Origin of the sequence: Bifidobacterium stellenboschense (assembly GCF_000741785.1) — a bacterium.
Taxonomy (GTDB): Bacteria; Actinomycetota; Actinomycetes; order Actinomycetales; family Bifidobacteriaceae; genus Bifidobacterium; species Bifidobacterium stellenboschense.
Genome location: NZ_JGZP01000015.1, coordinates 1 through 21,327, shown reverse-complemented (window position 1 = coordinate 21,327; position 21,327 = coordinate 1). Strand labels below are relative to the sequence as shown.

Sequence of the window (21,327 nt, the reverse complement as noted above, 5' to 3'; positions counted from 1 at the left end):
TCCCTGTCATTGTAGGGGGTCATTGTAGGGGACTTCCGCCGCCGGCCGTCGCACGGCCGCTATACTGGAGTGCGGCGTCGACGGGTGGTCCGCGGCGACCGCAGTGCACGGCGGCATCGGCATAGGTTCGACCGGGGTTTCCGGCCGGGAGGCTTTTCACAACCATGGCACGTATTCTTCTGGGGGTCACCGGCAGCATCGCCGCGTTCAAGGCCTGCCATCTCGCGTCCGACTGGACGAAGGCGGGACACACGGTCCGCGTGGTCGAGACGGCGGCGGCGGAACGGTTCGTCACGCCGCTGACCTTCACCTCGCTGACCGGCGAGCCGACACGCACCGCGATGTTCCCCGACTCCCCCGCCGTCCCCGGCGATGTGGCCGCGAACCCGGCCCCGGCGACCATCAACCATGTGAAGGACGCCGCATGGGCGGACCTGCTGGTCGTGGCGCCGGCGAGCGCCGACGTGATCGCGCGCATCGCCGCCGGGATGGCCGACGACACGCTCACCGCGACGATCCTCGCCTACGAGGGGCCGAAGCTTCTGTGCCCGGCGATGAACGTGCACATGTACGACAATCCGGCCACGCGGCGCAATCTCGACGTGTGCCGTGATTTCGGCTGGACGGTGCTCGATCCGGCGTCCGGCACGCTCGCCTGCGGCGACACGGGCCGCGGCCGCATGCCCGAGCCGGAGGAGATCGAACGGGCGGCCGCCACGCTGCTGGCGGGCGGGCCGGACGGACCACGGGAGGATGGGCCGCAGGAGAACGGGCCACAGGAGAGCAGGCCGCAGGGCGGCGCCGACGCGCAGGCGACCGCGTCCCTGCCGCTCATGGGGCTCAACGTGCTGGTCACGGCGGGCCCGACGCAGGAGCCGCTCGACCCGGTGCGGTACCTGACGAACCATTCGACCGGCAAGATGGGCTATGCGCTGGCCGCTTCGGCGGCCGAGCTGGGCGCGCACGTCACGCTGGTCTCCGGCCCGGTCGCACTGGAGGAGCCGGAAGGCGTGGACGTCGTGCACGTGACCACGGCGCGCGACATGTTCGAAGCGGTGTCGGATTCGTTCGCCGCGGCGGACATCACGGTGATGGCGGCGGCGGTCGGCGACTTCCGCGTCGAGGAGATCGCCCCGGAGAAGATCAAGAAGGCGGGTCGCGAGTCGATCACGCTGACGCTCGTGGCGAATCCGGACATCCTCGCGTGGGCCGGCGGCCGCAAGCGCGACGACGGCTCGCAGGTGCTGTGCGGGTTCGCGATGGAGACCGAGCACTTGGTGCGCAACGCGGCCAGGAAGCTCGCCGGCAAGCATTGCGACATGCTCGTGGCGAACGATCTGCGCGAGCCGGGCGCCGGCTTCGCGACGGACACGAACGTGGTGACGGTGCTCACGCCGGGAGGGCCGGACGAGCAGACCCCGCACATCGAGCACTGGGATCTGATGGACAAGACCACGCTCGCCAAGCGTCTCCTCCTCCGTCTCGCCGCCCTGCGCAAGTAGACGCACACCAATCCGAATCAAAGGAGATACGCATCATGCTGATGGCCGTCGATATCGGCAACACGAACATCGTGATCGGTTTTCTGGAAGACGACCGCATCGTCGGCTCCTACCGCATCACCACGAAGGCGACGCACACGTCGGACGAGTACGGTCTGATGATCACGCAGTACCTCGCGCTGAGCCACTACACGGCCCGCGACGTGGACGACGTGATCGTCTGCTCGGTGGTGCCGAAGGTCATGTACTCGTTCCGCTCGTCGATCATCAAGTTCCTCGGGCTCGAGCCGATGGTCGTCGGACCGGGCATCAAGACCGGCATGAACATCCGCCTCGATGACCCGAAGACGCTCGGCTCCGACTGCATCGCCGACTGCGCTGGCGCCTACCACACGTACGGAGGCCCGGTGCTGGTGGCCGATTTCGGTACGGCGACGACGTTCAACTACGTGGATGGGACGGGCACGATCGTCTCCGGGTTCATCACGACGGGCATCCGCACGGGCGCGGAGGCGCTGTGGGGGCAGACCGCGCAGCTGCCCGAGGTGGAGATCACGCGGCCGCAGTCGGTGCTGGCCACGAACACGCGCACGGCCATGCAGGCGGGCCTCTACTACACGTTCCTCGGCGGCATCGAACGCACGATCGCCCAATTCCGCAAGGAGATCGACGAGCCGTTCCAGGTGGTGGCGACCGGCGGGCTGAGCCGCATCTTCAAGGACGACACGGATATGATCGATGTCTACGATCCGGATCTGATCTTCAAGGGCATGGCGTACATCTATTCGCGCAACGTGTGAGCGCCAGGCTCCGACGCTCCCGCCATGCCACCGGATTCGTCGCCGGGTTCGCCGGGCTCACCGGCTCACCGGTTCAGCACGTTGAAGCCCTGGTTGGTGCCGTATTCGCGCAGATCGGCCTGCCAGGATGCGATGCCCTTGGCGAGGCTCACCTTCTCCCCCGGCAGCGCGTACGGTTCGAGCGGCTTGCCGTCGTTGTCGGTCATGCCGGCCGCGATCTGCCGCTGCCGGCGCAGATAGGACTGCCATGAGCTCTCCCACCGGTAGGCCTCGCCGACGGTGCTGCGGAAGTCGGAGCGCGCGTACACCTCGAACGGCAGGTACTGGTACCCGACCGACACGTCCTCGGCGGCTTCGGCGAGGACGCGGTTGAACTGCTGCCCGCCGAAGTAGGGGATGTCGACGCCGTTCGCGTTGCGCACCGTGGTCTTGTCGAGGAACTCCTTGCTGGACAGGGTGGCGAGATCCGCGGGGAACGATCCGCCGGCCACGCGCGCCTCGATGCCCTGCCGGTCGTGCGTGACGAAGTCGACGAAACGGTAGGAGGCTTCGGGTTTGCGCGTGGATTGGAGCACGGCCATCGCGGAACCGCCGTTCTCGGCGTTGGTGGCCTGCCCGTCGGGCGTGGGCATGGTGGAGACGCGCCATAGTCCGGCGGCACCGAGCACATCGCTGAGCAGCAGGGACGGCATCCACGCGCCGGAGAACACGGAGGCGATGGTGCCGGTGCCGAGCGCACGCTTCCAGCTGTCCGACCAAGTGGTGCGCCGCGTGTCGATGAGTCCCTCGTCGATCATCTTCTGCCAGAAGGCGGTGAACCGTTCCGTGCCGTCGTCGCCGTCGAGGTCGACGGTGACGGTCTTGCCGTCCGGGCTGGTGTGGAACGGCTGGCCGCCGGTGAGCCAGATCATCGCCGCGTAGAAGCTGGCGTCGCCCGCGTCGGCGGTGATGTAGACGCCGATGCGTTTGAGTTTCTTCGCGGCCTCGTAGTAGTCGTCCCAAGTTCTGATTTGCGAGGCGTCGACGCCGACCTGGTCGAACACGTCCTTGTTGTAGAAGAACGCCATCGGGCCGGAGTCCATCGGCAGGCCGTAGATGCGTCCGGCGAGTTGGACGCTCGACCACGTGCCGGGCGTGTAGAAGTTCGCGTAGTCGTCGCCTACATAATCGGAGATGTCGAGCAGTTGCCCGGAGACCGCGTACTGGAGGAGCGCGAAGTATTCGATCTGCGCCACGTCGGGCATGCCGTAGCCGTCCTGGATGGCGGTGTTGAGGTTGTCGTAGCCGGAGACGTCCTCCAGATCGACGGCGACGTCGGGGTTCGCCTCCTCGAACCGGTCGACGACCTCCGCCATACTCGGCTCCCAGCTCCACACGGTGATGTGCGTGCGGGTATCCGCTGCGGAGCCGCATGCGGCGGTCGCGACGACGGCGAGCGAGGCGCACGCCACGGCGGCGGCGCGTCTGATCCGTGCGACCATTCGTGATGCCATATGATCCCGCTCCTTGCCGTCATGCCGTTGTTCTGTGACAAGTCTACACACCACGTCCGCTGACGGAGGCGGACGGCGGGGATGGAGATTGACGAACATCGGGGAGCATACGGGAAAGCCCCGTCGACGAATCGACGGGGCTGTTCGCGTTGCGGTGTCGCTTCCGGCGGATGCGGCCGGAAGCGGATGGGATCACTTGACGGTGAAGCCCTGATCCTTGCCGTAGTCCTGCAGGGCCTTCTGCCAGGCGGCGACGCCGTCGCTCAGCTTCTGGTCGCCGGTGTAGGACTTGCCGAGGTAGTCGCCGAAGATGGTGCGGGCCTTGACCTCGAACGGCAGGAACTGGTAGTCGGAGGAGACGTTCTCGGCCGCCTTGGCGAGGACCTCGTTGTACTTCTGGCCGCCGAAGTAGTCGACGTCCTTGCCGTCGGAGTTCTTCACCGTGGTGGCGTTCTTGAAGGAGTCGGACTCCATCGAGGCCTTGTCGGCCGGGAAGGCGCCGCCGGCCACGCGGGTGGCCACGCCGTCGCCGTGGTTCGCGTACTCGATGAACTTGTACGCGGCGTCGGCCTTGGTGGAGGACTTCAGCACGGCGAGCGAGGAGCCGCCGTTCTCGGAGTTGGTGGCGGAGCCGTCGGCGGTCGGCATCTGGGTGACGCGCCACTTGCCGGCGCCCGCGGCGGCGGAGTTGGCGAGGTTGGCGGGCATCCACGCGCCGGTGAGCAGGGAGGCGATGGTGCCGTCGGTCATGCCCTTGAACCAATCCTCGGACCAGCCGGTGGTCTTGGTGTCGAGCAGGCCCTCGTCGAGCATCTTCTGCCAGAACTCGTTGAACTCCTTGACCTTCTCATCGCCGGTGAGGTTGATGGTCACCTCGGAGCCGTCGGAGGAGGTCTTGAACGGGGTGGCGCCGGCCAGCCAGGTCATCGAATCGTAGAAGCCGGCGTCGCCGGTGTCGGAGGTGATGTAGTAGTTGTCGCCGAGGGCGTGGATCTTCTTGGCGGCCTCGTAGTAGTCGTCCCAGGTCTTGATCTGCTCGGCGTCGACGCCGGCCTTGTCGAAGACCTCCTTGTTGTAGAAGAACGCCATCGGGCCGGAGTCCATCGGCAGGCCGTAGACCTTGCCGGCGAACTGCACGGAGGCCCACGGGCCGGGCGTGTAGAAGTCCTTGTAGCCGCTGGTCTTGTCGGTGATGTCGAGCAGGTTGCCCTTGATGGCGTACTGCGGGATCGCGTAGTACTCGATCTGGGCGACGTCGGGGGCGCCGGAGCCGGCGGAGATGGCGTTGTCGAGCTGCGTGTACTCCTTGGTGTTGGTGCCGACGTTCTTGAGGTTGACCTTGATGCCGGTCTCCTTCGTGAAGTCCTTGGCGACCTGGGTGAGCGTGGGCTCCCAGGCCCACACGGTGATCTCCTTGGCGTCCTTCTCCTGAGCCGGCTGCGAGCTGGTGTCGGAACCGCAGGCCGCGACGCTGGCGAGCATCGCGATCGCGCCGGTGAGCGCGATGGCCTTCTTCGCATTGGTGAACTTCATCGTCCTTGTGCTCCTTCCCTCCGACCGTCCGTCCGGCCGAAGACCTGTTGTGCATCGTGCCATCCGTTCGCCGGGTTTCGTCGTGTCGATGATTCCCGGCGGTGGGAATCGGTGATGGTGCTGACCGTTTCGCCATTGATGGTTGCGATGCCATTCATTATACATATGCGATTGGTTTTCGCTACAATCCCGGCGTGTTATCGCAACCACGCCGGGATCCCGCTACAGTTTGACGACGAGCACGCCGTTCGGCCGGATGGCGGCCGTGTGCTCGCTCTCGTTGACCTGCGCGAGCGAGGCGACGAGCGGCTCGCCCTCCACGTCCACGACGGCCACGTCATGCGTGCGGTTGAACAGGAACACGAAATGGTTCTCGTCGCTCGCGTCCGCGCGTTCGACGCGCAGCACCTCGCCGCGGTCGTCCTCGGCCGGGGTCTCGACGCCGAGCGCGTCGAGGATCCCCGGCAGGCTCGTCGCCAGCCCCTCGCGGCCGAGCTTCGCGCCGACGTACACGGCCTTGCCGTCGCCGAAGTCGTTGACGGTGATGGCGGGCGCGCCGTCGAAGCCGGTCCACTTGTCGGCCTTGAAGGTCTCGAGCACGCGGGTCGTCTCGGCCACGGAGCCGATCACGTCGGCGATGTCGTGCGCGACGGCGCCGTTCGAGAGGTCCAGATGGTCCATCGCGCCGGGGAAGTCGCCGCCCATCGGCGCATGCTCCTCGACGCGCACGCCGACGACGTCGCGGATCGAGCCGGGGTAGCCGCCGAGCCAGACGTGGTCGCGCTCGTCGGACAGTCCCGTGTAGTAGGTGACGATGACCTTGCCGCCGTCCGCCACGTACTCGCGCACGCGGCGCGACGTCTCCTCGGAGAGGATGTAGACGGCGGGCAGCACGACGGTGTCGTAGCCGTCCCAGTCGCCGCGCACCGGCACCACGTCGGCGGTGACGCCGACGTCGGCGAGGGCGCGGAACCAGTCGAGCGGCTCGGTCCAGTGGCGCACGTTCTGGCTGGGCGTGGCGGTGTGCTCGGTGGCCCACTGCGACTCGTAGTCGAAGACCACGGCCACCTTGGATTTGACGACCGTCGTGCCGAGCAGGCCCTTGTCGGCGAGCAGGTTCAGGTCGTCGCCGAGTTCGCACACGTCGCGGAACACCTGCGAGTCGGGGCCGGCGTGGGGCACCATCGCGGAGTGCCATTTCTCGGCGCCCGCCTTGGATTGGCGCCACTGGAAGTAGCAGATCGCGTCCGCACCCATCGCGAGATGCGCGAGCGAGTCGCGCACGAGCTCGCCCGGCTCGTTGCGGTAGTTGATCGGACGCCAGTTCACGGACGACGTGGAGTGCTCCATGAGGAACCACGGATGCTTGCGCGCGATGCCGTCGGTGAGGGACGCCGAGTAGGCGAGCTCGTCGAGATGCGCCTCGCCGGGCGTGAAGTAGTGGTCGTTGGACACGAAGTCGACGTCGTAGCCCCACTTGTCGTAGTCGAGGCCAGTGCCGCCGGCGGAAACCATGAAGTTCGTGGTCTGCGGCTTGGGCGCGATCTCGAGCAGCGTGTCGCGTTCGGCCTTGTAGAAGTCGAGCAGCGCGTCGGAGCTGAAACGCTTCCAGTCGAGCAGCTTGCCCGGGTTCATGAAGTTGCCGTCGCCGATGAAGCGCGGCGGGATGATCTCGGAGAAGTCGTTCATGTGCTGCGCCCAGAACGCGGTGCCCCACGCCTCGTTGACGGCCTCGATCGTGCCGTAGCGCTTCTCGCACCAGTCACGGAAGGCGCGCGCGGCGTCGTCCGAGTAGTCGAAGCGGTTGTGGCAGCCGTACTCGTTGCTCACATGCCAGGCGACCACGTACGGGTTGTCCTTGTAGTGCTCGGCCATCTTGCGGCACAGCTTCAGCGCGTAGTCGAGGAAGACGGGGCTGGTGGCGCGCCAATGCTGGCGGGCGCCGGGCTGGCACACGTCGCCGCGGTAGTCGACCCAGAGGATCTCCGGGTGCGCCTGCGTCATCCACATCGGCGGCGAGGCGGTGCCGGAGGCGAGGTCGACGGCGATGCCGGCCTTGCCGAGTTTGTCGATCACGCGGTCGAGCCAGTCGAAATCGTATTCGCCCTCACGCGGTTCGAGCTTCGCCCAGCTGAAGATGGCGACGGACACGAGGTTGACGCCGGCCTCCTTCATCAGGGTGATGTCCTCGTCCCACACCTCTTCGGGCCACTGGTCCGGGTTGTAGTCGCCGCCGTACCAGATGCGCGGCTTGCCGCCGGCCAGCGGCTGCGGCCATTGGAACGTCCTATGTTCGGTCATGATGGAATCCTTTGCGTCTCATTCCTTGACGGCGCCGGCGGCGAGGCCGGACTGCCAGTACTTCTGCAGGCACAGGAACGCGATCACGAGCGGGATGATCGTGATGAGCGAGCCGGTGATCACGAGGTTCTGGATCGCCTGGCCGCCCGCCGTGCTCGCCTGGTCCTTCCACTGGTTCAAACCGATGGTCAGCGGGTACCAGTCCGCGTCCTTGAGCATGATCAACGGCAGGAAGTAGTTGTTCCACGTCGCCACGATCGTGAACAGGGCCGTGGTCACGATGCCCGGGGCGAGCAGGGGCAGCGAGATCGTCCAGAACGTGCGGAACTCGGACGCGCCGTCCACGCGCGCCGCCTCCAGCAGTTCGGTCGGCACGGCCTGCTCGCTGAAGATCCACATCAGGTACAGGCCGAACGGGCTGATCAGCGACGGGATGATCATGGCCCACGGCGTGTTCGTGAGCCCGAGCTTGGCGAACAGGAGGAACTGCGGGACCGCCAGCGCGATGCCCGGCACCGAAATACTGCCGATGATGACCGCGAACACGGCCTTGCGGCCCGGGAAGCGGAACTTCGCCAGCGCGTAGCCGCCCATGATGGCGAGCAGGGTCGCGCCGCCAGCGCCGACCACCACGTAGAGGAGCGTGTTGACCAGCCAGCGGCCGAAGATGCCGTCCTGGTAGGTGAACACGGCGGCGATGTTGTCCCACAGGGCGAACGTGTGGCCGAAGCCGAGGCCGAACGTGGAGGTGAAGTCGGCCTGCGTCTTGGTCGCGTTGATCATCAGGTAGACGAACGGGAACAGGCAGTAGACGGCGAAGATCGCGCACAGGACGGTCATCAGCACGCTGCGGCGCGGGTTGTTCACGTTCGCGAAGCCGGACTTCTCGGCGCGTCTGCGTTCGGCGGCCTCGTCCTTGGCGATGCGCTTCTGTCGCGCCTTCTCGGCGGCCCTGGCGGCCTTCTCCTGGGCTTTGAGCTCGGCGGGGGTCATTGTCGTTGCGGTGGTTGCGGCGGTCATGTTACCTCATCTGCTCCTTCATGCTCTTGAGCTGCACCGCGTACGCGATGGCCATGGTGATGATCGCCATGACGATCGCCAAAGCGGCCGCGTAGTTCGCCTGGTTGCCGGAGAACGACAGGTTGTAGGCGTACATGTTCGGCGTGTAGTACGTGGTGATCGCGTTGCCGGGCACCATCGACTGCAGGATCGAAGGCTCGTTGAACAGCTGGAACGAGCCGATGATCGAGAAGATCACCGTGATCGCGAGGGACCCCCTGAGCTCGGGCAGCTTGATGGACCTGACGATCTGCCATTCGGAGGCGCCGTCGATCGACGCGGCCTCGTACAGGGAATGCGGGATCGTGGACAACGAGCTGTAGAAGATCAGCATGTTGTAGCCCGTGAACTCCCACGTGTTGATGTTGCCGATCGAGGCGAGCAGCACGTTCGGGTCGAACATGTCGATATGCGTGCCGAGCAGGTCGTTGAGGGAGCCGACGAGGCCGTACTTCGCGCCGTACACGAAGCCCCAGATCAGGGTGGACACCACCGCCGGCACCGCGTAGGGCAGGAACGTGGAGATGCGGAAGAACTTCGTGCCGTGCAGCTTCATCGAGTCGATCGCCAACGCCATCGCGGCCGCCAGGAACAGCATGATCGGCACCTGCACGACGGTGAACAGGGCGACGCGGCCGACGGACGACCAGAACTGCTGGTCGTGCATCAGCGCCGCGTAGTTGCCCAGACCGACGAACCTGGTGCCGCCGATCATCTGCTTCTTGAAGAACGAAATGTAGATGGCGTACACGATCGGGATGATGAACACGAACACGAACACCACCGCGAACGGCCACATGAACTTCCAACCACGCCAGTCCGCCTTGTGCCGGTTCTCGCGAGCCACGGCGGAATGACGCGTCGCCGCTGCGGCGGTCACATCACTTGAGGCCATACCAACCCTCTCCTTCGAAGGATCCTCCCGGGCGGCCGCCTCTGACTGCGAACCGGACACCCGTAAAAATGTTTACGCAACCATCGTAGCACCATCCGCGGTTTCGTCCAGTTTCGGCGTGGCTATTCGCACATGCGGTGTGGTATGTTTGATAACGAAAACACGAACCTTTGATGGAGAAGAAGTCATGGAACGCACATCAACGGTATCGATGCAGGACGTCGCCAGGGAGGCCGGCGTCTCACCGCAGACCGTATCACGCGTGGCCAACGGCAGCGACGCCGTGAGACCCGAGACCCGCCGGCGCGTCGAGGCGGCGATGACCAAGCTCGGCTACCGTCCGAACTACGCGGCGCGCGCGCTCAAACACGGCCGGTTCAAGGACATCGGCGTCGTCATGTTCAACATCGCCAGCTTCGGCAACTCGCGCATCCTCAAGGGGATCGCGATGGCCGCGAACGCGAGCGGCTACGCGATCACCATCCACATGATGGGCAAGGACCGGGAGCGCACGCTCACCGCGGCCGTCGAACGCATGAAGCAGCTGCCGGTCGACGGCGTGATCGTCGTCATGGAGGAGCATCTGCCCGACTTCAACGATTTCGCCCCGCCGCGCGACCTGCCGGTCGTGATCATCAGCGAGGATCCGTCGGACACGTGCGCCACGGTCGACGCCGACCAGCACGGCTGCTCCACCGCCATCGTCGACTATCTGCTGAGCAAGGGGCACAGGACCGTCTACCACATCGCCGGACCGTCCACCTCGCGTGCGGCGCAGAGCCGCGCGCAGGGGTGGCGTGACGCGCTCGAACAGCTGGGACTGCGCATCCCGCCCACCTACGTGGGCGATTGGGATGCGGACAGCGGCTATCAGGCGGGCCTCGCCCTCGCGCACGATCCGGAATGCACGGCCATCTACGCGGCGAACGACCAGATGGCGTACGGCGCGATCCTCGGTCTGCGCGCGGGCGGCCGCCGCGTGCCGGAGGACGTGAGCGTCGTCGGCGTCGACGATTCGCTCGTCGGCATGGTGCCGCGACTCGACCTGACCACGATGCGCATGAAGTTCGACGAGATCGGCCTGGAGGCGTTCTCGATGCTCAAGCGCCAGTGCGAGGGCGGGCGCGTGCCGGTCGGCGTGAAGACCGTCATCCCCACCGAGCTCGTCGAACGCGGCTCCGTGCGCGACCTCGCCGACTGACCGACCGTCTGATTGACACCAACCGGCCGTCCGACCGTCACAGCGGCACGCGCGAAACGAACTCGCGCCGCTCCCCCGTCACCGGATCGTCGAACGCGAGCCGCCGCGCCACGAGCGCGAGCGGCTCGCCGAAATCGTCGTAGGCGCGCTGCCGGATGCGCGGGTAGAAGTCGTCGCCGGCGATCGGCAATCCGATCGAGTTCATGTGCACGCGCAGCTGATGCGTCTTGCCGGTCCGCGGATGCAGCGTATACGCGCGCAACGTCGGGGGCACCGACGTCGTGCGCTGCGGGCGCACCCTCGGCACCCCCTCAGTCGGCTCCGCCGCCAGCTCCCCCTCACAGGGGGAGCAAGCCCTACCGCCCTGTCGCTCCCCCTTCGAGGGGGAGCTGTCGTCCGTAGGACGACTGAGGGGGTGTCCACACGATCCCAGCTCGATCACGGTCTCCGCGTTCACCGCGCCCGGCGTCTCGTACGCCTGCAGCACCCCGCGCTCCTTGACGATGCGGGAGCGCCGCCGCAGCGGGAACACGCGCGGCGGCTCCAACCGTTCGATCGTCCCGTACCGCGGCCGCACGATCGGCGCGCACGGTGCCAGACACTCGTACGTCTTCTCCGCGCGCCGCTCCTGGAACAGCATCTGGTACGCGCCGCGCAATGCCGGGTCCCTTACGAACACGACGATGCCGGCGGTCATCCGGTCGAGACGGTGTGCCGGCACGATCGCGTCGTCGCCGTACGCCTCGCGCAGGCGCATCAGCGCGGTCTCGCGGTACCACATGCCGCGCGGCGTGGTGGCGAGGAAATGCGGCTTGTCGACGACGATGATCCCCGCATCCTCATACACCACGTCCAACTCGAATGGAATCCGCGGCTCCTCGATCACATATCGATGACGCTTCGTCATCACTCCACGGTGACGGACTTGGCGAGGTTGCGCGGCTTGTCGACGTCGTAGCCCTTGAGCTTGGCCATGTCCATGGCGAACAGCTGCAGCGGGACCACGTCGACGAGCGGGCTCATCAGCGTCGGGCAGGCGGGGCGCCAGAACACGACGTCCGCGTAGTTCTCGACGTCCTTGTCGCCCTCCTCTGCCACGGCGATGATGTACGCGCCGCGCGCCTTCACCTCCTCGATGCCGGAGAGCACCTTGGCGTGCAGCACGTTGCGGCCGCGTTCCGGCGGCACGATGAACACGACCGGCTCGCCTTCGTCGACGAGCGCGATCGGGCCGTGCTTGAGCTCGCCGGCGGCGAAGCCCTCGGTGAACGTGTACGCGATCTCCTTGAGCTTCAACGCGCCCTCCATGGCGACCGGGTAGCCGACGTGGCGTCCGAGGAACAGGAACGACTGCGCGTTGAGCATCTGCTTCGCGGCCTTCTCGATGGCGCCGGTCTGCGTGTCGAGCACCCACTGGATCTTGCGCGGCATGTCCTTGAGCGAGTCGATGGTCTGCTGGATCTCGTCGCGGAACATCGCGCCCTTCACCTGCGCGAGGTACAGGCCGAGCACGTAGGCGGCGGTGATCTGCGCGACGAACGCCTTGGTGGAGGCGACGGCGACCTCCGGGCCGGCGTGCGTGTACAGCACGGCGTCGGATTCGCGCGGGATGGACGCGCCCTGCGTATTGCAGATGGCGAGCACCTTGGAGCCCTGTTCGCGCGCGTGGCGCAGCGCCATGAGCGTGTCCATCGTCTCGCCGGACTGGGAGATGGCGACGACGAGCGTGCGCGGCGTGAGAATCGGGTCGCGGTAGCGGAACTCGTGCGCGAGCTCCACTTCGACGGGGATGCGCACCCAATGCTCGATCGCGTACTTGGCGACCATGCCCGCGTAGGCGGCGGTGCCGCATGCGATGACGATGATCTTGTCGATGGCCTTGAAGTCATGCTCGTCGATGTGGATCTCGTCGAGCGTGACGTCGCCGTTCTTGTCGTAGCGGCCGAGGAGCGTGCGCTGCACGGCGGCCGGATCCTCGTGGATCTCCTTGTCCATGAACGAGTCCCATCCGCCCTTCTCGGCGGCGGAGGCGTCCCAGTCGACGGTGTAGGTCTTCGGGTGTTCGACCACGTTGCCGTTGAAGTCGGTGACGACGACCTTGTCGGCGCTCACGCACACGGCCTGATCCTGGTCGACCTCCATGGCGCGCTTCGTGTACGCGACGAACGCGGCCACGTCGGAGCCGAGGAAGTTCTCGCCGTCGCCGAGTCCGACGACGAGCGGCGAGTCGTGGCGTGCGCCGACGACGATGTCCGGCTGGCGGCAGTCGGTGGCGAGGATCGTGAACGCGCCCTTGAGCATGCGCGCCATGCGGCGCACCGCCTTGAACAGGTCCGGTCTGCCCTCCTCGCGGATGATGGTGTCGACGATCTTGCCGAGCAGTTTGGCGGCGACCTCCGTATCGGTGGCGGAGGCGAACCGGTAGCCTTCCGCCTGCAGGTCGAGGCGCAGCTGGGAGGCGTTCTCGATGATGCCGTTGTGGATGATGGCGACCTTGCCGTCCATGCTGGTGTGCGGGTGGGCGTTCACATCGCTCGGCACGCCGTTCGTGGCCCAGCGCGTGTGGCCGATGCCCACGGTCGCCAGCGGCATCGGCGTCCTCTCGATGCTGTCGACGAGGTTGGCGAGACGGCCCGCCTTCTTACGCACCGCCACATGGTCCATGCCGGGCGCGGTCAGTGCCACGCCGGCCGAATCATAGCCACGGTATTCGAGGCGCTTCAGGCCCTGGAGGCAGACCTCCAACGGCTTGCCGCACGCGGTTTCGACATGTCCTGCATATCCAACGATTCCACACATAGCCCCCTACCCTACCAAGAAAACGTAACGTGGGAGGACCGCTTCGCGCACGACGCAGGATGACCACGGAAACGAGCGGCGGGAGCCGGCATCCGATGTCAGACCGTAAAGACTTGGCCTGAGCGGCCCGGAGCGTGTCGGGCGTCGGATGCCGGCTCCCGTCGCGGACACCGGAAAACCATACGGAATACTTACAACTACAGCACGTGCTGCAGGAAGTCCTTGAACCTCGGTTCGGTGGGGTGGTCGATGATCTCGGGGCCGCCGGATTCGACGACCACGCCGCCGTCCATGAACACGACCTGGTCGGCGACCTCGCGCGCGAATCCGATCTCGTGCGTGACGACGACCATCGTCATGCCGGCCTTGGCGAGCGAGAGCATGACGTTGAGGACCTCGCCGACGAGCTCCGGGTCGAGCGCGGACGTGGGCTCGTCGAACAGCATGATCTCCGGCTGCATGGCGAGGGCGCGCGCGATGGCGACGCGCTGCTGCTGGCCGCCGGACAGTTCCGCCGGATAGTAGTTGAGGCGTTCGCCGAGTCCGACGCGCTCCAGCTCCTGGATGGCGAGCTGCTTGGCCTGCGCCTTGTTCATGTGCTTGACGTGGACGGGCGCCTCCATCACGTTCTCCAGCGCGGTCATGTGCGGGAACAGGTTGAAGCGCTGGAAGACCATGCCGAGCTTGGAGCGCTGGGCGGCGATCTCCTTGTCGTTGAGGGTCTGGAGCATGTCCTGGCCGTTTTTGGTCACGTGCTTGTAGCCGATGAGTTCGCCGTCGACCTCGATGGAGCCGCCGGTGATCGTCTCGAGCTGGTTGATGAGGCGCAGGAACGTGGACTTGCCGGAGCCGGAGGGGCCGAGGATCACGGTCACGGTGCCGGGCTGGACGGTCAGGTCGATGCCTTTGAGCACGTGCAGCGAGCCGAACGCCTTGTGCACCTGCGTGGCCTTGACGGCCGGGACGGCCGCGGTCGGCGTGGCGGGCGCGTTCACGGGGATGCTGGTCTGTGTCATCGTGTGTTCTCCTTCCCGCTCACGCCGTGAGCCCGCTGAACGTGGCGTCGTTGAGCTTGTCGACATTGTCCTTCGGCTCGCCTTCGGTCTTGCCGGGCAGCGGCGGCTGCTTGCCGCGCGAGCCGACCGGCCGGGCGTCGAAGCCCTTGCCGAAGTGCTTTTCGAGGCGGGACTGGATGACCATCAGGATGGACGTGATGAGCAGGTACCAGATGCAGGCCACGATGAGCAGCGGGATCGGCTTGTAGATGCGGTTGGCGATCGCGTTGGTCGCGAACTGCAGTTCGAGCGTGAACGGCACGGCGAGCACGAGGGACGTGGTCTTGAGCATGCCGATGGTCTCGTTGCCGGTGGGCGGGATGATGATGCGCATGGCCTGCGGCAGGATGATGCGGCGCATGATGAGCGTGCGGCTCATGCCGAGCGCCTGCGCCGCCTCGGTCTGGCCGGGGTCGACGGCTTCGAGGCCGGCGCGCACGATCTCGGACAGGTAGGCGGCCTCGTTGAGGGCGAGGCCGATCCATGCGGCGTTGAACGCGGTGATGACCACCGAGGAGTCGATGCTCCAGAACGCGATGTCGGTGAACGGGATGCCGAGGCTGATCTTCGGGATGAGCACGGAGAACAGGCCCCAGAACACGAGCTGCGTGTACACAGGCGTGCCGCGGAAGAACCAGATGAAGAACCAGCTCACGCCGCGCAGCACCGGGTTGACGGACTTGCGCATGATCGCGAGGATCACCGACAGGATGATCGCGACGACCATGGAGAGCACGGTGAGGATCAGCGTGTAGCCGATGCCTTCGAGCACGTTCTCGTTGAACAGGTACTTCCAGACGGTCGGCCAGTCCAGTCGCGGATTGGTGACGAGCCCCTGGATGAGCATCGCGGCGAGCAGCACGACGATCACGGCGGCCACGATGGGCCCCGGGCTTTTGACGGGCAGCGCCTTGATGCGGTTCGGGATGTTCAGTCCTTCGCCATCGACTTGTTTCTTTGCCATGTTCGGCTCCTTAGTGGTGCTTCGCTCAGCCTTCGACGTCCGGGTTGACCTCGGCGGTCTTCAGCGCGCCGGATTCGACGCCCCAGTGCTTGAGAATCTTGTCGTAGGTGCCGTCGTCCATGAGCTTCTGCATGCCCTTCTGCACGGCTTCGACGGTGCCGGCGTCGCCCTTCTTGATGGCGATAGCGTTCGGCACGGAGTCGAAGTCCTTGCCAAGCTGTTCGAGCTGGCCGTCGGTCTGGGCGATCGCGTAGCCGACGACCGGCGAGTCGGCGAAGAACACGTCGGCCTTGCCGGTGACGACGGCGGTGGTGGCGTCGGTCTGCTGCTTGGAGGACTGGATCTCGATGTCCTTCTTGCCGTCGGCCTTGCACTTCTTGGCGGTCTCGTTGATGGCGGTCTCCTCGACGGTGCCGGTCTCGACGGCGACCTTGAGGCCGCACAGGTCGTTCTCGTTCACCTTGTTCGGGTTGCCCTTCTTGACGGCGTAGCCCATGCCGGCGGTGAAGTAGGAGACGAAGTCGACGGACTTCATGCGGTCGGGGGTGATGGTGAACGCGGCGATGCCGAGGTCGTACTTGGAGCCGATGGCCGGGATGATCGTGTCGAAGTTGGAGGAGACGATCTCGGTCTTGAGGCCGAACACGTTGCCGAGGGCGCGGGCGAGGTCCATGTCGTAGCCGATCTGGGTCTTGCCGTCGGCGTCGAGGAATTCGGCCGGCGCGTAGGACGGGTTGGTGCCGATGGTGAGCTTGCCGTCCTTGGTGACGGATTCGGGCAGCAGCTTGGCGATCTCCTCGTCCTTCTTGACGCCGGAGACGTCGTAGCTGGTGATGGTGGCGGTGTCGGAGCCGGAGGCGCCGGTGCTCGCGGAATCGTCGGTGGTGCCGCAGGCGGCGAGCGGCAGCAGCACGGCGACGCTGAGCGCGGCGGCCGCGATGGTCTTCATCTTCGTGGTGAACGACATGGTGTCCTTCTTCTCTTCTGGTTCTTCTGCTTCGTTTCGTGGAACGGGAAGCGGCCGCCGCGATGATGCGTTCATCACGACGGCCGTCTTCCGTTCCGTCATGCAAGCATATATACACGATAGTGCATACATATGCAATGCGATGCGTATCGCTGTCTCGCGATGATACGGGCCGGATACTACGAAACGGTTAACCCCGCCCGCGGCGACGATCAGCCTTCCGCGTCGGTCGGGTTGATCTCGGCCTTGTCGATGGCACCGGACTTGACGCCCCAGTGGTCGAGCAGCTTCGTGTACGTGCCGTCGTCCATCAGCTTCTGGATGGCCTTCTGCACGGCTTCGGCGGTGGCGGTGTCGCCCTTCTTGATGGCGACGCCCTGCTTGGCGACACCGACGTCCTCGCCGTAGGATTCCAGCTGGTCGCCGGTCTGGCTGATCGCGTAGCCGGCGACGGGCGAGTCGGCGTAGAAGGCGACGGCCTTGCCGGTGACGACGTTGGTGGTCACGTCGGTCTGCAGCTTGTTGGAGAGGATGTCGATCTTCTTGTCGGCCGGGCACTTCTTGTCGGCGGCGGTGACCTCCTCCTCCTGGGTGGTGCCGGTCTGGACTGCGATCTTGAGGCCGCACAGGTTCGAGGAGTCGAACTTCTCGGGGTTGCCCTTCTTGACGACCCACGTGGAGCCGGCCTTGTAGTAGCTGACGAAGTCGACGGCCTGGGCGCGCTCCGGGGTGATCGTGAACGAGCTGATGCCAAGGTCGTACTTGGAGCCGACGGACGGGATGATCGAGTCGAACGTGCTGGTCACGTTCTCGGTCTTGAGTCCGAACACCTTACCGAGCGCCTTGGTGAGGTCGACGTCGTAGCCGACCGGGGTCTTGCCGTCCTCGGCGAGGAACTCGGCCGGGGCGTAGGAGGTGTCGGTGCCGACGGTGAGCACGCCGTCCTTGGTGACGGATTCGGGCAGGAGCTTGGCGATCTCCTCGTCCTTCTGGATGCCGGAGACGTCGAAGCTTTCGATCTTGGACGACGAATCGGACGAGCCGGAGCCGGACGCGGACGAGTCGGACGCGTCCGAGGTGCCGCAGGCGGCGGTGGCGAACAGCATCGCCGCGCTCAATGCCGCGGCCGTGACGGTTTTGATTCCCATGCTGAATGACATTGGTTTTCCTCTCTCAGAGAATGTCGGTCGGGCGGGTATGTTTCCCGACTGATTCGCGAGAGTAGGTTCCCTATGCTACGAACCCGTAAATCTCACCTCCACGTCCCACAACGTGGACCCCCCATCCCCTCTCCCCTCCCCGCCTCACCTCCCATGGTGCGGTCTCTCCCCCATGGTGCGGTAACACCAAACCGCACCATTGCAAGGAAACGGCGGTTTCAAGCCATTTTCGTTTACCGCACCATGGGGAGTTTGCCGCACCATGGGAGGTTGCAGTTGGGTGGTGGGTGGTGAGGAGAGAGAGCGTCAGTGGGAGCGCTTGTTGGCGTAGCGCATGGCACGCAGCGCCTCGCGCTTGTCCTGCGCCTCGCGCAGCGCCTGACGCTTGTCGAATTCGCGCTTGCCCCGCGCCAGCGCGATCTCCGCCTTGACGCGCCCGTTCTTGAAGTACAGGCTGATCGGCACGATCGTGTAGCCCTTCGCCTCGATCTGGCGGGCGAGCTTCAGGATCTCGCGCTCGTGCAGCAGCAGCTTGCGCTTGCGCTTGGGCGCATGGTTGTTCCACGTGCCGTTCAGGTATTCGGGGATGTTCGCGCCTTCCAGCCAGATCTCGTTGCGACGGTCGATGCTGACGAACGCCTCGGCGAGCGAGGCGCGCCCCTCGCGCAGCGACTTCACCTCGGTGCCGGTGAGCACGACGCCGGCCTCGTACTTGTCCTCGATGACGTAGTCGTGACGCGCCTTCTTGTTCTGGACGATGAGCTTCGTCCCCTCCTCCTTGGCCATCGGGGACCTCCCTTCCTTGTCGTCGTTGTCCCGCGAACCACAACACGATAGCACGAAGCGCCGCCGGCCGAAGCCTGGCGGCGCTTCCCCATCGCGTAGCGCGTAGCGGCCCGTTCGCGTGCGGGGTGCGACCCGCGCGCGCCGATCAACCGATCAGTAGTGGACGTACTGGTAGGCGCCCGCGTTGGAGATGGTCTCCCACGCCGGGAAGGTGGCGAAGCCGGTGCCGCCTTCGGAGATGAACACGGAGCCGTCGGAGTTGACGCGCTCGACGACCGCGACGTGGCCGTACTGCCAGTCGGCCGTCCAGTGGCCGCCGACGCTCTGGCCGGGCAGGAACACCATGGCGGCGCCGACGTGCGGCGTGTTGTTCACGTAGTAGCCCAGACCGCGTGCGGTGGCCGCCCACTGGCCGCCGTTGCCCATGTACGAGCCGACCGGCAGGCTCAGCTGGGAGCGGCGGATGTACGCCCACAGCGTGCACTGGCGGGCCGGGTAGGCGGAGCCGCCCACCGTGTTGCCGGTGTTGTGGCCGTAGCAGAAGCTGGAGCCTTCGGGGCAGCTGCCGGGCACGGCGTAGTCCATGCCGTTGGCGGTGCCGCCGCCGGTCGAGCCGCCGGAGGTCGAGCCGCCCGAGCTGGTACCGCCGGTCGACGTGGAGCCGCCGCCCGTGTATCCGCCGGTCGAACCGCCGCTGGACTGCTGCTGGCCGCCGGAACCCGGCGTGTAGTTGTTGCTGGTGCTCTGCGAGGCGAGCTGCGCCTGCAGCGAGGCGATGTCGGCCGCCTCCTTGGCCTCCTGCGTGGTCAGGCTGCTCTTCTGCGATTCGAGCGATTCGCGCGCGGCCGTGCCCTTGGCCTGCAGCGCTTCGAGCGACGCCTGCTTGGCGGCCGCGTCCTCGGCGGCGGCCTGAGCGCTGGCGGCCTGCTTGTCGGCCTGGTTCTTGAGCTGGGTGATCTGGTCCTCGATGGCGGCCAGACGGTCCTTGCGGTTCATCGACGTGTTCATCGAGATGGCCGCCTCGTTGGCCGCGTTGGCCGCGGAACGCGTGGCCGCCGCGTCGGACTGCATCTGGTTGACGAAATCGTCGGTGGTGGTCGCGTTGGTGACGACGCTCATCACCGTGGACGCCTGCGAGCCGTGGAAGCTGTCACGCGCGGATTCGGCGACGGAGTCCTTCGCGTCGTCGTATTCGATGCCCGTGTCCTTGATCTTCTGCTCGAGGTCGGCCTTGTCCTTCTTGGCCGCGTTCAGGCGCTCGGTGGTGGCGTCGGCGAGGTCCTGCGCCTGCTGCGCGGCCTGCTGCGCCTTCGTGGCGGCCTCCTGCGCGGCGGGGATCTGCTCGTTGGCCAGCGAATCCAGTTCGATGATCTGGTTGGCGAGCGCGCTATTCACGCCGGCGAGCTTGGATTTGAGATCCGCGTGGCTGGCCACCTTCTGCTGGTATTCCTGAACGGAGACGGCCTTGGCCTCGGGCACGTAGGCAGCGGTCATGGCGAGGCCGCACGCCCCCGCCAACGCGGCGGATACGATGAATCCGAGTCCGGCCTGCAACGTCTTCGAACGTTTCAACACTTCGGTCCTTCCTTCGGGTTACTCCCGCACATTGTAACGGAGGTTCCTGATACGGCAACCTCCGTCATGTCATGGGCGTAGCGCCCGGTATTCCAACGTATGCGGACGCCGTCACGCCTTGAGGTATCGGCTCAGCGAGACTGCGGACGCGATGACGGACAGCAGCACGGCGCCGGCGACGAGCGCGGGCGCGACGAGCCACACGGTGCCCTGCGTGACGAACGGCATCCAGCTGACGGACTTGGCGATGCCGTCGGTGATGAACACCTGCACGATCGCGGCGAGCGCGCCGGCGGCGAGCAGCGAGCCGACGAGCGAGGCGACCACGCCTTCGAGGATGAACGGCAGCCGGATCGTCCAGTTGGACGCGCCGACGAGGCGCATGATCTCCGTCTCGTTCTTGCGCGACGCGGCGGACATGCGGATCGTCGTGCCGGTCAGCAGGATCGCGACGACGACCATCACGACGGCGAGCACGACGGTGACGACGGTCGCGCGGTTGAGCACGGCGAACACGGGGTCGAAGATCTGCTTCTGGTCGACGACCTCCTCGACGCCGGTCTTGCCGTTGAGCACTTCGGCGACCATCTTGTACTTGGTCGGGTCCTTGAGCTTCAACTGCAGCGAGTCCTGCATGTCGGCGGCGGTGAGCGTGCGGCCCTGGTATTCGCCGTTCGGGTACTGCTTGAGGAACGTGTTCTTGAAGAAGTCCTCACGGCTCACGTAGGAGATCTTCGAGACGTTGTCGCGCAGCTCCTGGTGGATGAAGTCCTCCAGTTCGACGATCTCCTGCTGCGTGGGCGCCTTGCCGGTCGCGCAGCTGGCGGCCTGGCTGGTGCCGTCCGGGCAGAGCCACACGATCACCTCGACCTTGTCGTACCATTCGCCCTTCGCGCGAGTCACCTGCGCCTGCATGAGCGCGGACGCGCCGATGAACACGAAGGAGATGAAGGTGACGAGCATGACCGACACAATCATCGGCACGTTGCGCTTGAGGCTCGTCCAGGTTTCGGAAAGGATGAATCGCGCCCTCATCGGGTCTCCTCCTCGTTCGTCTTCTCGTCGTCGGCGGTCGCGGCGGGCGCGTCGTCGGTCTTCATGCCGGCGGCGTCGTGCGCGGCGGCGTCCGCGTCTCCGTCGGAGGCATCGGTTCCGGCATCGTTCCCGGCTGCGGTCGGTGCGACCGGCGGCGCGGGCGGCAGTCAACGGCGCCGACGCGACGGGCGGCGCGGGCGGT

The 21,327-nt window shown here is 66.1% G+C and carries 17 protein-coding genes; 3 read left to right on the top strand and 14 right to left on the bottom strand.

The annotated features are described in order from the left end of the window. Window positions 1-164 precede the first annotated feature (164 nt). Both BSTEL_RS07910 and BSTEL_RS07905 read left to right on the top strand, forming a co-directional pair. Entirely contained in the window at window positions 165-1,502 is a 1,338-nt protein-coding gene (locus tag BSTEL_RS07910; protein WP_034529291.1) for a bifunctional phosphopantothenoylcysteine decarboxylase/phosphopantothenate synthase, read from the top strand. Between the two features lie 35 nt (window positions 1,503-1,537). Beyond that, a complete protein-coding gene (locus BSTEL_RS07905) occupies window positions 1,538-2,302 on the top strand; it encodes a type III pantothenate kinase (protein ID WP_034529288.1) in 765 nt (254 codons plus the stop codon). A 65-nt stretch (window positions 2,303-2,367) separates the two neighbouring features. Here BSTEL_RS07905 and BSTEL_RS07900 read toward each other — a convergent pair whose 3' ends face one another. From BSTEL_RS07900 to BSTEL_RS07880, 5 genes are all read right to left on the bottom strand, one after another. Further along, window positions 2,368-3,783, bottom strand: coding sequence for an ABC transporter substrate-binding protein (locus BSTEL_RS07900; protein WP_034529286.1), 1,416 nt, complete (start codon window positions 3,781-3,783; stop codon window positions 2,368-2,370). Between the two features lie 204 nt (window positions 3,784-3,987). After that, window positions 3,988-5,328 (bottom strand): ABC transporter substrate-binding protein, encoded by a 1,341-nt coding sequence (locus tag BSTEL_RS07895; RefSeq protein ID WP_034529283.1) that lies wholly within the window; start codon window positions 5,326-5,328, stop codon window positions 3,988-3,990. A 222-nt stretch (window positions 5,329-5,550) separates the two neighbouring features. Beyond that, the gene (locus tag BSTEL_RS07890) at window positions 5,551-7,629 is read right to left on the bottom strand and encodes a beta-galactosidase (RefSeq protein ID WP_034529280.1); all 2,079 of its coding nucleotides are present in this window, start codon (window positions 7,627-7,629) and stop codon (window positions 5,551-5,553) included. 18 nt (window positions 7,630-7,647) lie between these two features. After that, window positions 7,648-8,649, bottom strand: a complete 1,002-nt coding sequence (locus BSTEL_RS07885; RefSeq protein ID WP_034529278.1) for a carbohydrate ABC transporter permease — start codon at window positions 8,647-8,649, stop codon at window positions 7,648-7,650. Between the two features lies 1 nt (window position 8,650). Then, the gene (locus BSTEL_RS07880; protein ID WP_034529275.1) at window positions 8,651-9,583 is read right to left on the bottom strand and encodes a carbohydrate ABC transporter permease; all 933 of its coding nucleotides are present in this window, start codon (window positions 9,581-9,583) and stop codon (window positions 8,651-8,653) included. A gap of 211 nt (window positions 9,584-9,794) precedes the next feature. Between BSTEL_RS07880 and BSTEL_RS07875 the strand changes: the two genes are divergently transcribed. Further along, window positions 9,795-10,784 carry a LacI family DNA-binding transcriptional regulator gene (locus BSTEL_RS07875; protein ID WP_034529272.1) on the top strand — a complete coding sequence of 330 codons (990 nt, stop codon included), beginning with the start codon at window positions 9,795-9,797 and terminating at the stop codon, window positions 10,782-10,784. Window positions 10,785-10,821: 37 nt separating this feature from the next. Here the strand turns inward: BSTEL_RS07875 and BSTEL_RS07870 are convergent, their stop codons facing one another. The 9 genes from BSTEL_RS07870 to ftsX all read right to left on the bottom strand — a co-directional run bounded on the left by BSTEL_RS07870 (window position 10,822) and on the right by ftsX (window position 21,125). Then, window positions 10,822-11,691 (bottom strand): pseudouridine synthase, encoded by an 870-nt coding sequence (locus BSTEL_RS07870; RefSeq protein ID WP_034529270.1) that lies wholly within the window; start codon window positions 11,689-11,691, stop codon window positions 10,822-10,824. Then, window positions 11,691-13,583: a glutamine--fructose-6-phosphate transaminase (isomerizing) gene (gene glmS, locus BSTEL_RS07865; protein WP_034529268.1), complete on the bottom strand. Its 1,893-nt coding sequence runs from the start codon at window positions 13,581-13,583 to the stop codon at window positions 11,691-11,693. The genes BSTEL_RS07870 and glmS overlap by 1 nt, the downstream gene beginning before the upstream one ends. Window positions 13,584-13,780: 197 nt before the next feature. Next, window positions 13,781-14,599: an amino acid ABC transporter ATP-binding protein gene (locus BSTEL_RS07860; RefSeq protein ID WP_034529266.1), complete on the bottom strand. Its 819-nt coding sequence runs from the start codon at window positions 14,597-14,599 to the stop codon at window positions 13,781-13,783. Window positions 14,600-14,618: 19 nt separating this feature from the next. Beyond that, the gene (locus tag BSTEL_RS07855) at window positions 14,619-15,602 is read right to left on the bottom strand and encodes an amino acid ABC transporter permease (protein WP_034529264.1); all 984 of its coding nucleotides are present in this window, start codon (window positions 15,600-15,602) and stop codon (window positions 14,619-14,621) included. 25 nt (window positions 15,603-15,627) lie between these two features. Beyond that, a complete protein-coding gene (locus BSTEL_RS07850) occupies window positions 15,628-16,569 on the bottom strand; it encodes an ABC transporter substrate-binding protein (RefSeq protein ID WP_034529261.1) in 942 nt (313 codons plus the stop codon). Window positions 16,570-16,781: 212 nt separating this feature from the next. Next, complete coding sequence (locus tag BSTEL_RS07845; RefSeq protein WP_034529259.1) at window positions 16,782-17,729, bottom strand: ABC transporter substrate-binding protein; 948 nt, start codon at window positions 17,727-17,729, stop codon at window positions 16,782-16,784. A gap of 306 nt (window positions 17,730-18,035) precedes the next feature. Next, the gene (gene smpB, locus BSTEL_RS07840) at window positions 18,036-18,515 is read right to left on the bottom strand and encodes an SsrA-binding protein SmpB (RefSeq protein WP_034529256.1); all 480 of its coding nucleotides are present in this window, start codon (window positions 18,513-18,515) and stop codon (window positions 18,036-18,038) included. A gap of 153 nt (window positions 18,516-18,668) precedes the next feature. Then, on the bottom strand, window positions 18,669-20,090 hold the full coding sequence (locus BSTEL_RS07835) for a CHAP domain-containing protein (protein WP_420796401.1): 1,422 nt from the start codon (window positions 20,088-20,090) through the stop codon (window positions 18,669-18,671). Window positions 20,091-20,201: 111 nt separating this feature from the next. After that, window positions 20,202-21,125 carry a permease-like cell division protein FtsX gene (ftsX, locus tag BSTEL_RS07830; RefSeq protein WP_034529254.1) on the bottom strand — a complete coding sequence of 308 codons (924 nt, stop codon included), beginning with the start codon at window positions 21,123-21,125 and terminating at the stop codon, window positions 20,202-20,204. Window positions 21,126-21,327 lie beyond the last annotated feature (202 nt).

Bases quoted from the DNA above. Each gene is read 5' to 3' on its own strand.
- BSTEL_RS07910 (WP_034529291.1), top strand. From the start codon at position 165: ATGGCACGTATTCTTCTGGGGGTCACCGGCAGCATCGCCGCGTTCAAG.
- BSTEL_RS07905 (WP_034529288.1), top strand. From the start codon at position 1,538: ATGCTGATGGCCGTCGATATCGGCAACACGAACATCGTGATCGGTTTT.
- BSTEL_RS07900 (WP_034529286.1), bottom strand. From the start codon at position 3,783: ATGGTCGCACGGATCAGACGCGCCGCCGCCGTGGCGTGCGCCTCGCTC.
- BSTEL_RS07895 (WP_034529283.1), bottom strand. From the start codon at position 5,328: ATGAAGTTCACCAATGCGAAGAAGGCCATCGCGCTCACCGGCGCGATC.
- BSTEL_RS07890 (WP_034529280.1), bottom strand. From the start codon at position 7,629: ATGACCGAACATAGGACGTTCCAATGGCCGCAGCCGCTGGCCGGCGGC.
- BSTEL_RS07885 (WP_034529278.1), bottom strand. From the start codon at position 8,649: ATGACCGCCGCAACCACCGCAACGACAATGACCCCCGCCGAGCTCAAA.
- BSTEL_RS07880 (WP_034529275.1), bottom strand. From the start codon at position 9,583: ATGGCCTCAAGTGATGTGACCGCCGCAGCGGCGACGCGTCATTCCGCC.
- BSTEL_RS07875 (WP_034529272.1), top strand. From the start codon at position 9,795: ATGCAGGACGTCGCCAGGGAGGCCGGCGTCTCACCGCAGACCGTATCA.
- BSTEL_RS07870 (WP_034529270.1), bottom strand. From the start codon at position 11,691: ATGACGAAGCGTCATCGATATGTGATCGAGGAGCCGCGGATTCCATTC.
- glmS (WP_034529268.1), bottom strand. From the start codon at position 13,583: ATGTGTGGAATCGTTGGATATGCAGGACATGTCGAAACCGCGTGCGGC.
- BSTEL_RS07860 (WP_034529266.1), bottom strand. From the start codon at position 14,599: ATGACACAGACCAGCATCCCCGTGAACGCGCCCGCCACGCCGACCGCG.
- BSTEL_RS07855 (WP_034529264.1), bottom strand. From the start codon at position 15,602: ATGGCAAAGAAACAAGTCGATGGCGAAGGACTGAACATCCCGAACCGC.
- BSTEL_RS07850 (WP_034529261.1), bottom strand. From the start codon at position 16,569: ATGTCGTTCACCACGAAGATGAAGACCATCGCGGCCGCCGCGCTCAGC.
- BSTEL_RS07845 (WP_034529259.1), bottom strand. From the start codon at position 17,729: ATGTCATTCAGCATGGGAATCAAAACCGTCACGGCCGCGGCATTGAGC.
- smpB (WP_034529256.1), bottom strand. From the start codon at position 18,515: ATGGCCAAGGAGGAGGGGACGAAGCTCATCGTCCAGAACAAGAAGGCG.
- ftsX (WP_034529254.1), bottom strand. From the start codon at position 21,125: ATGAGGGCGCGATTCATCCTTTCCGAAACCTGGACGAGCCTCAAGCGC.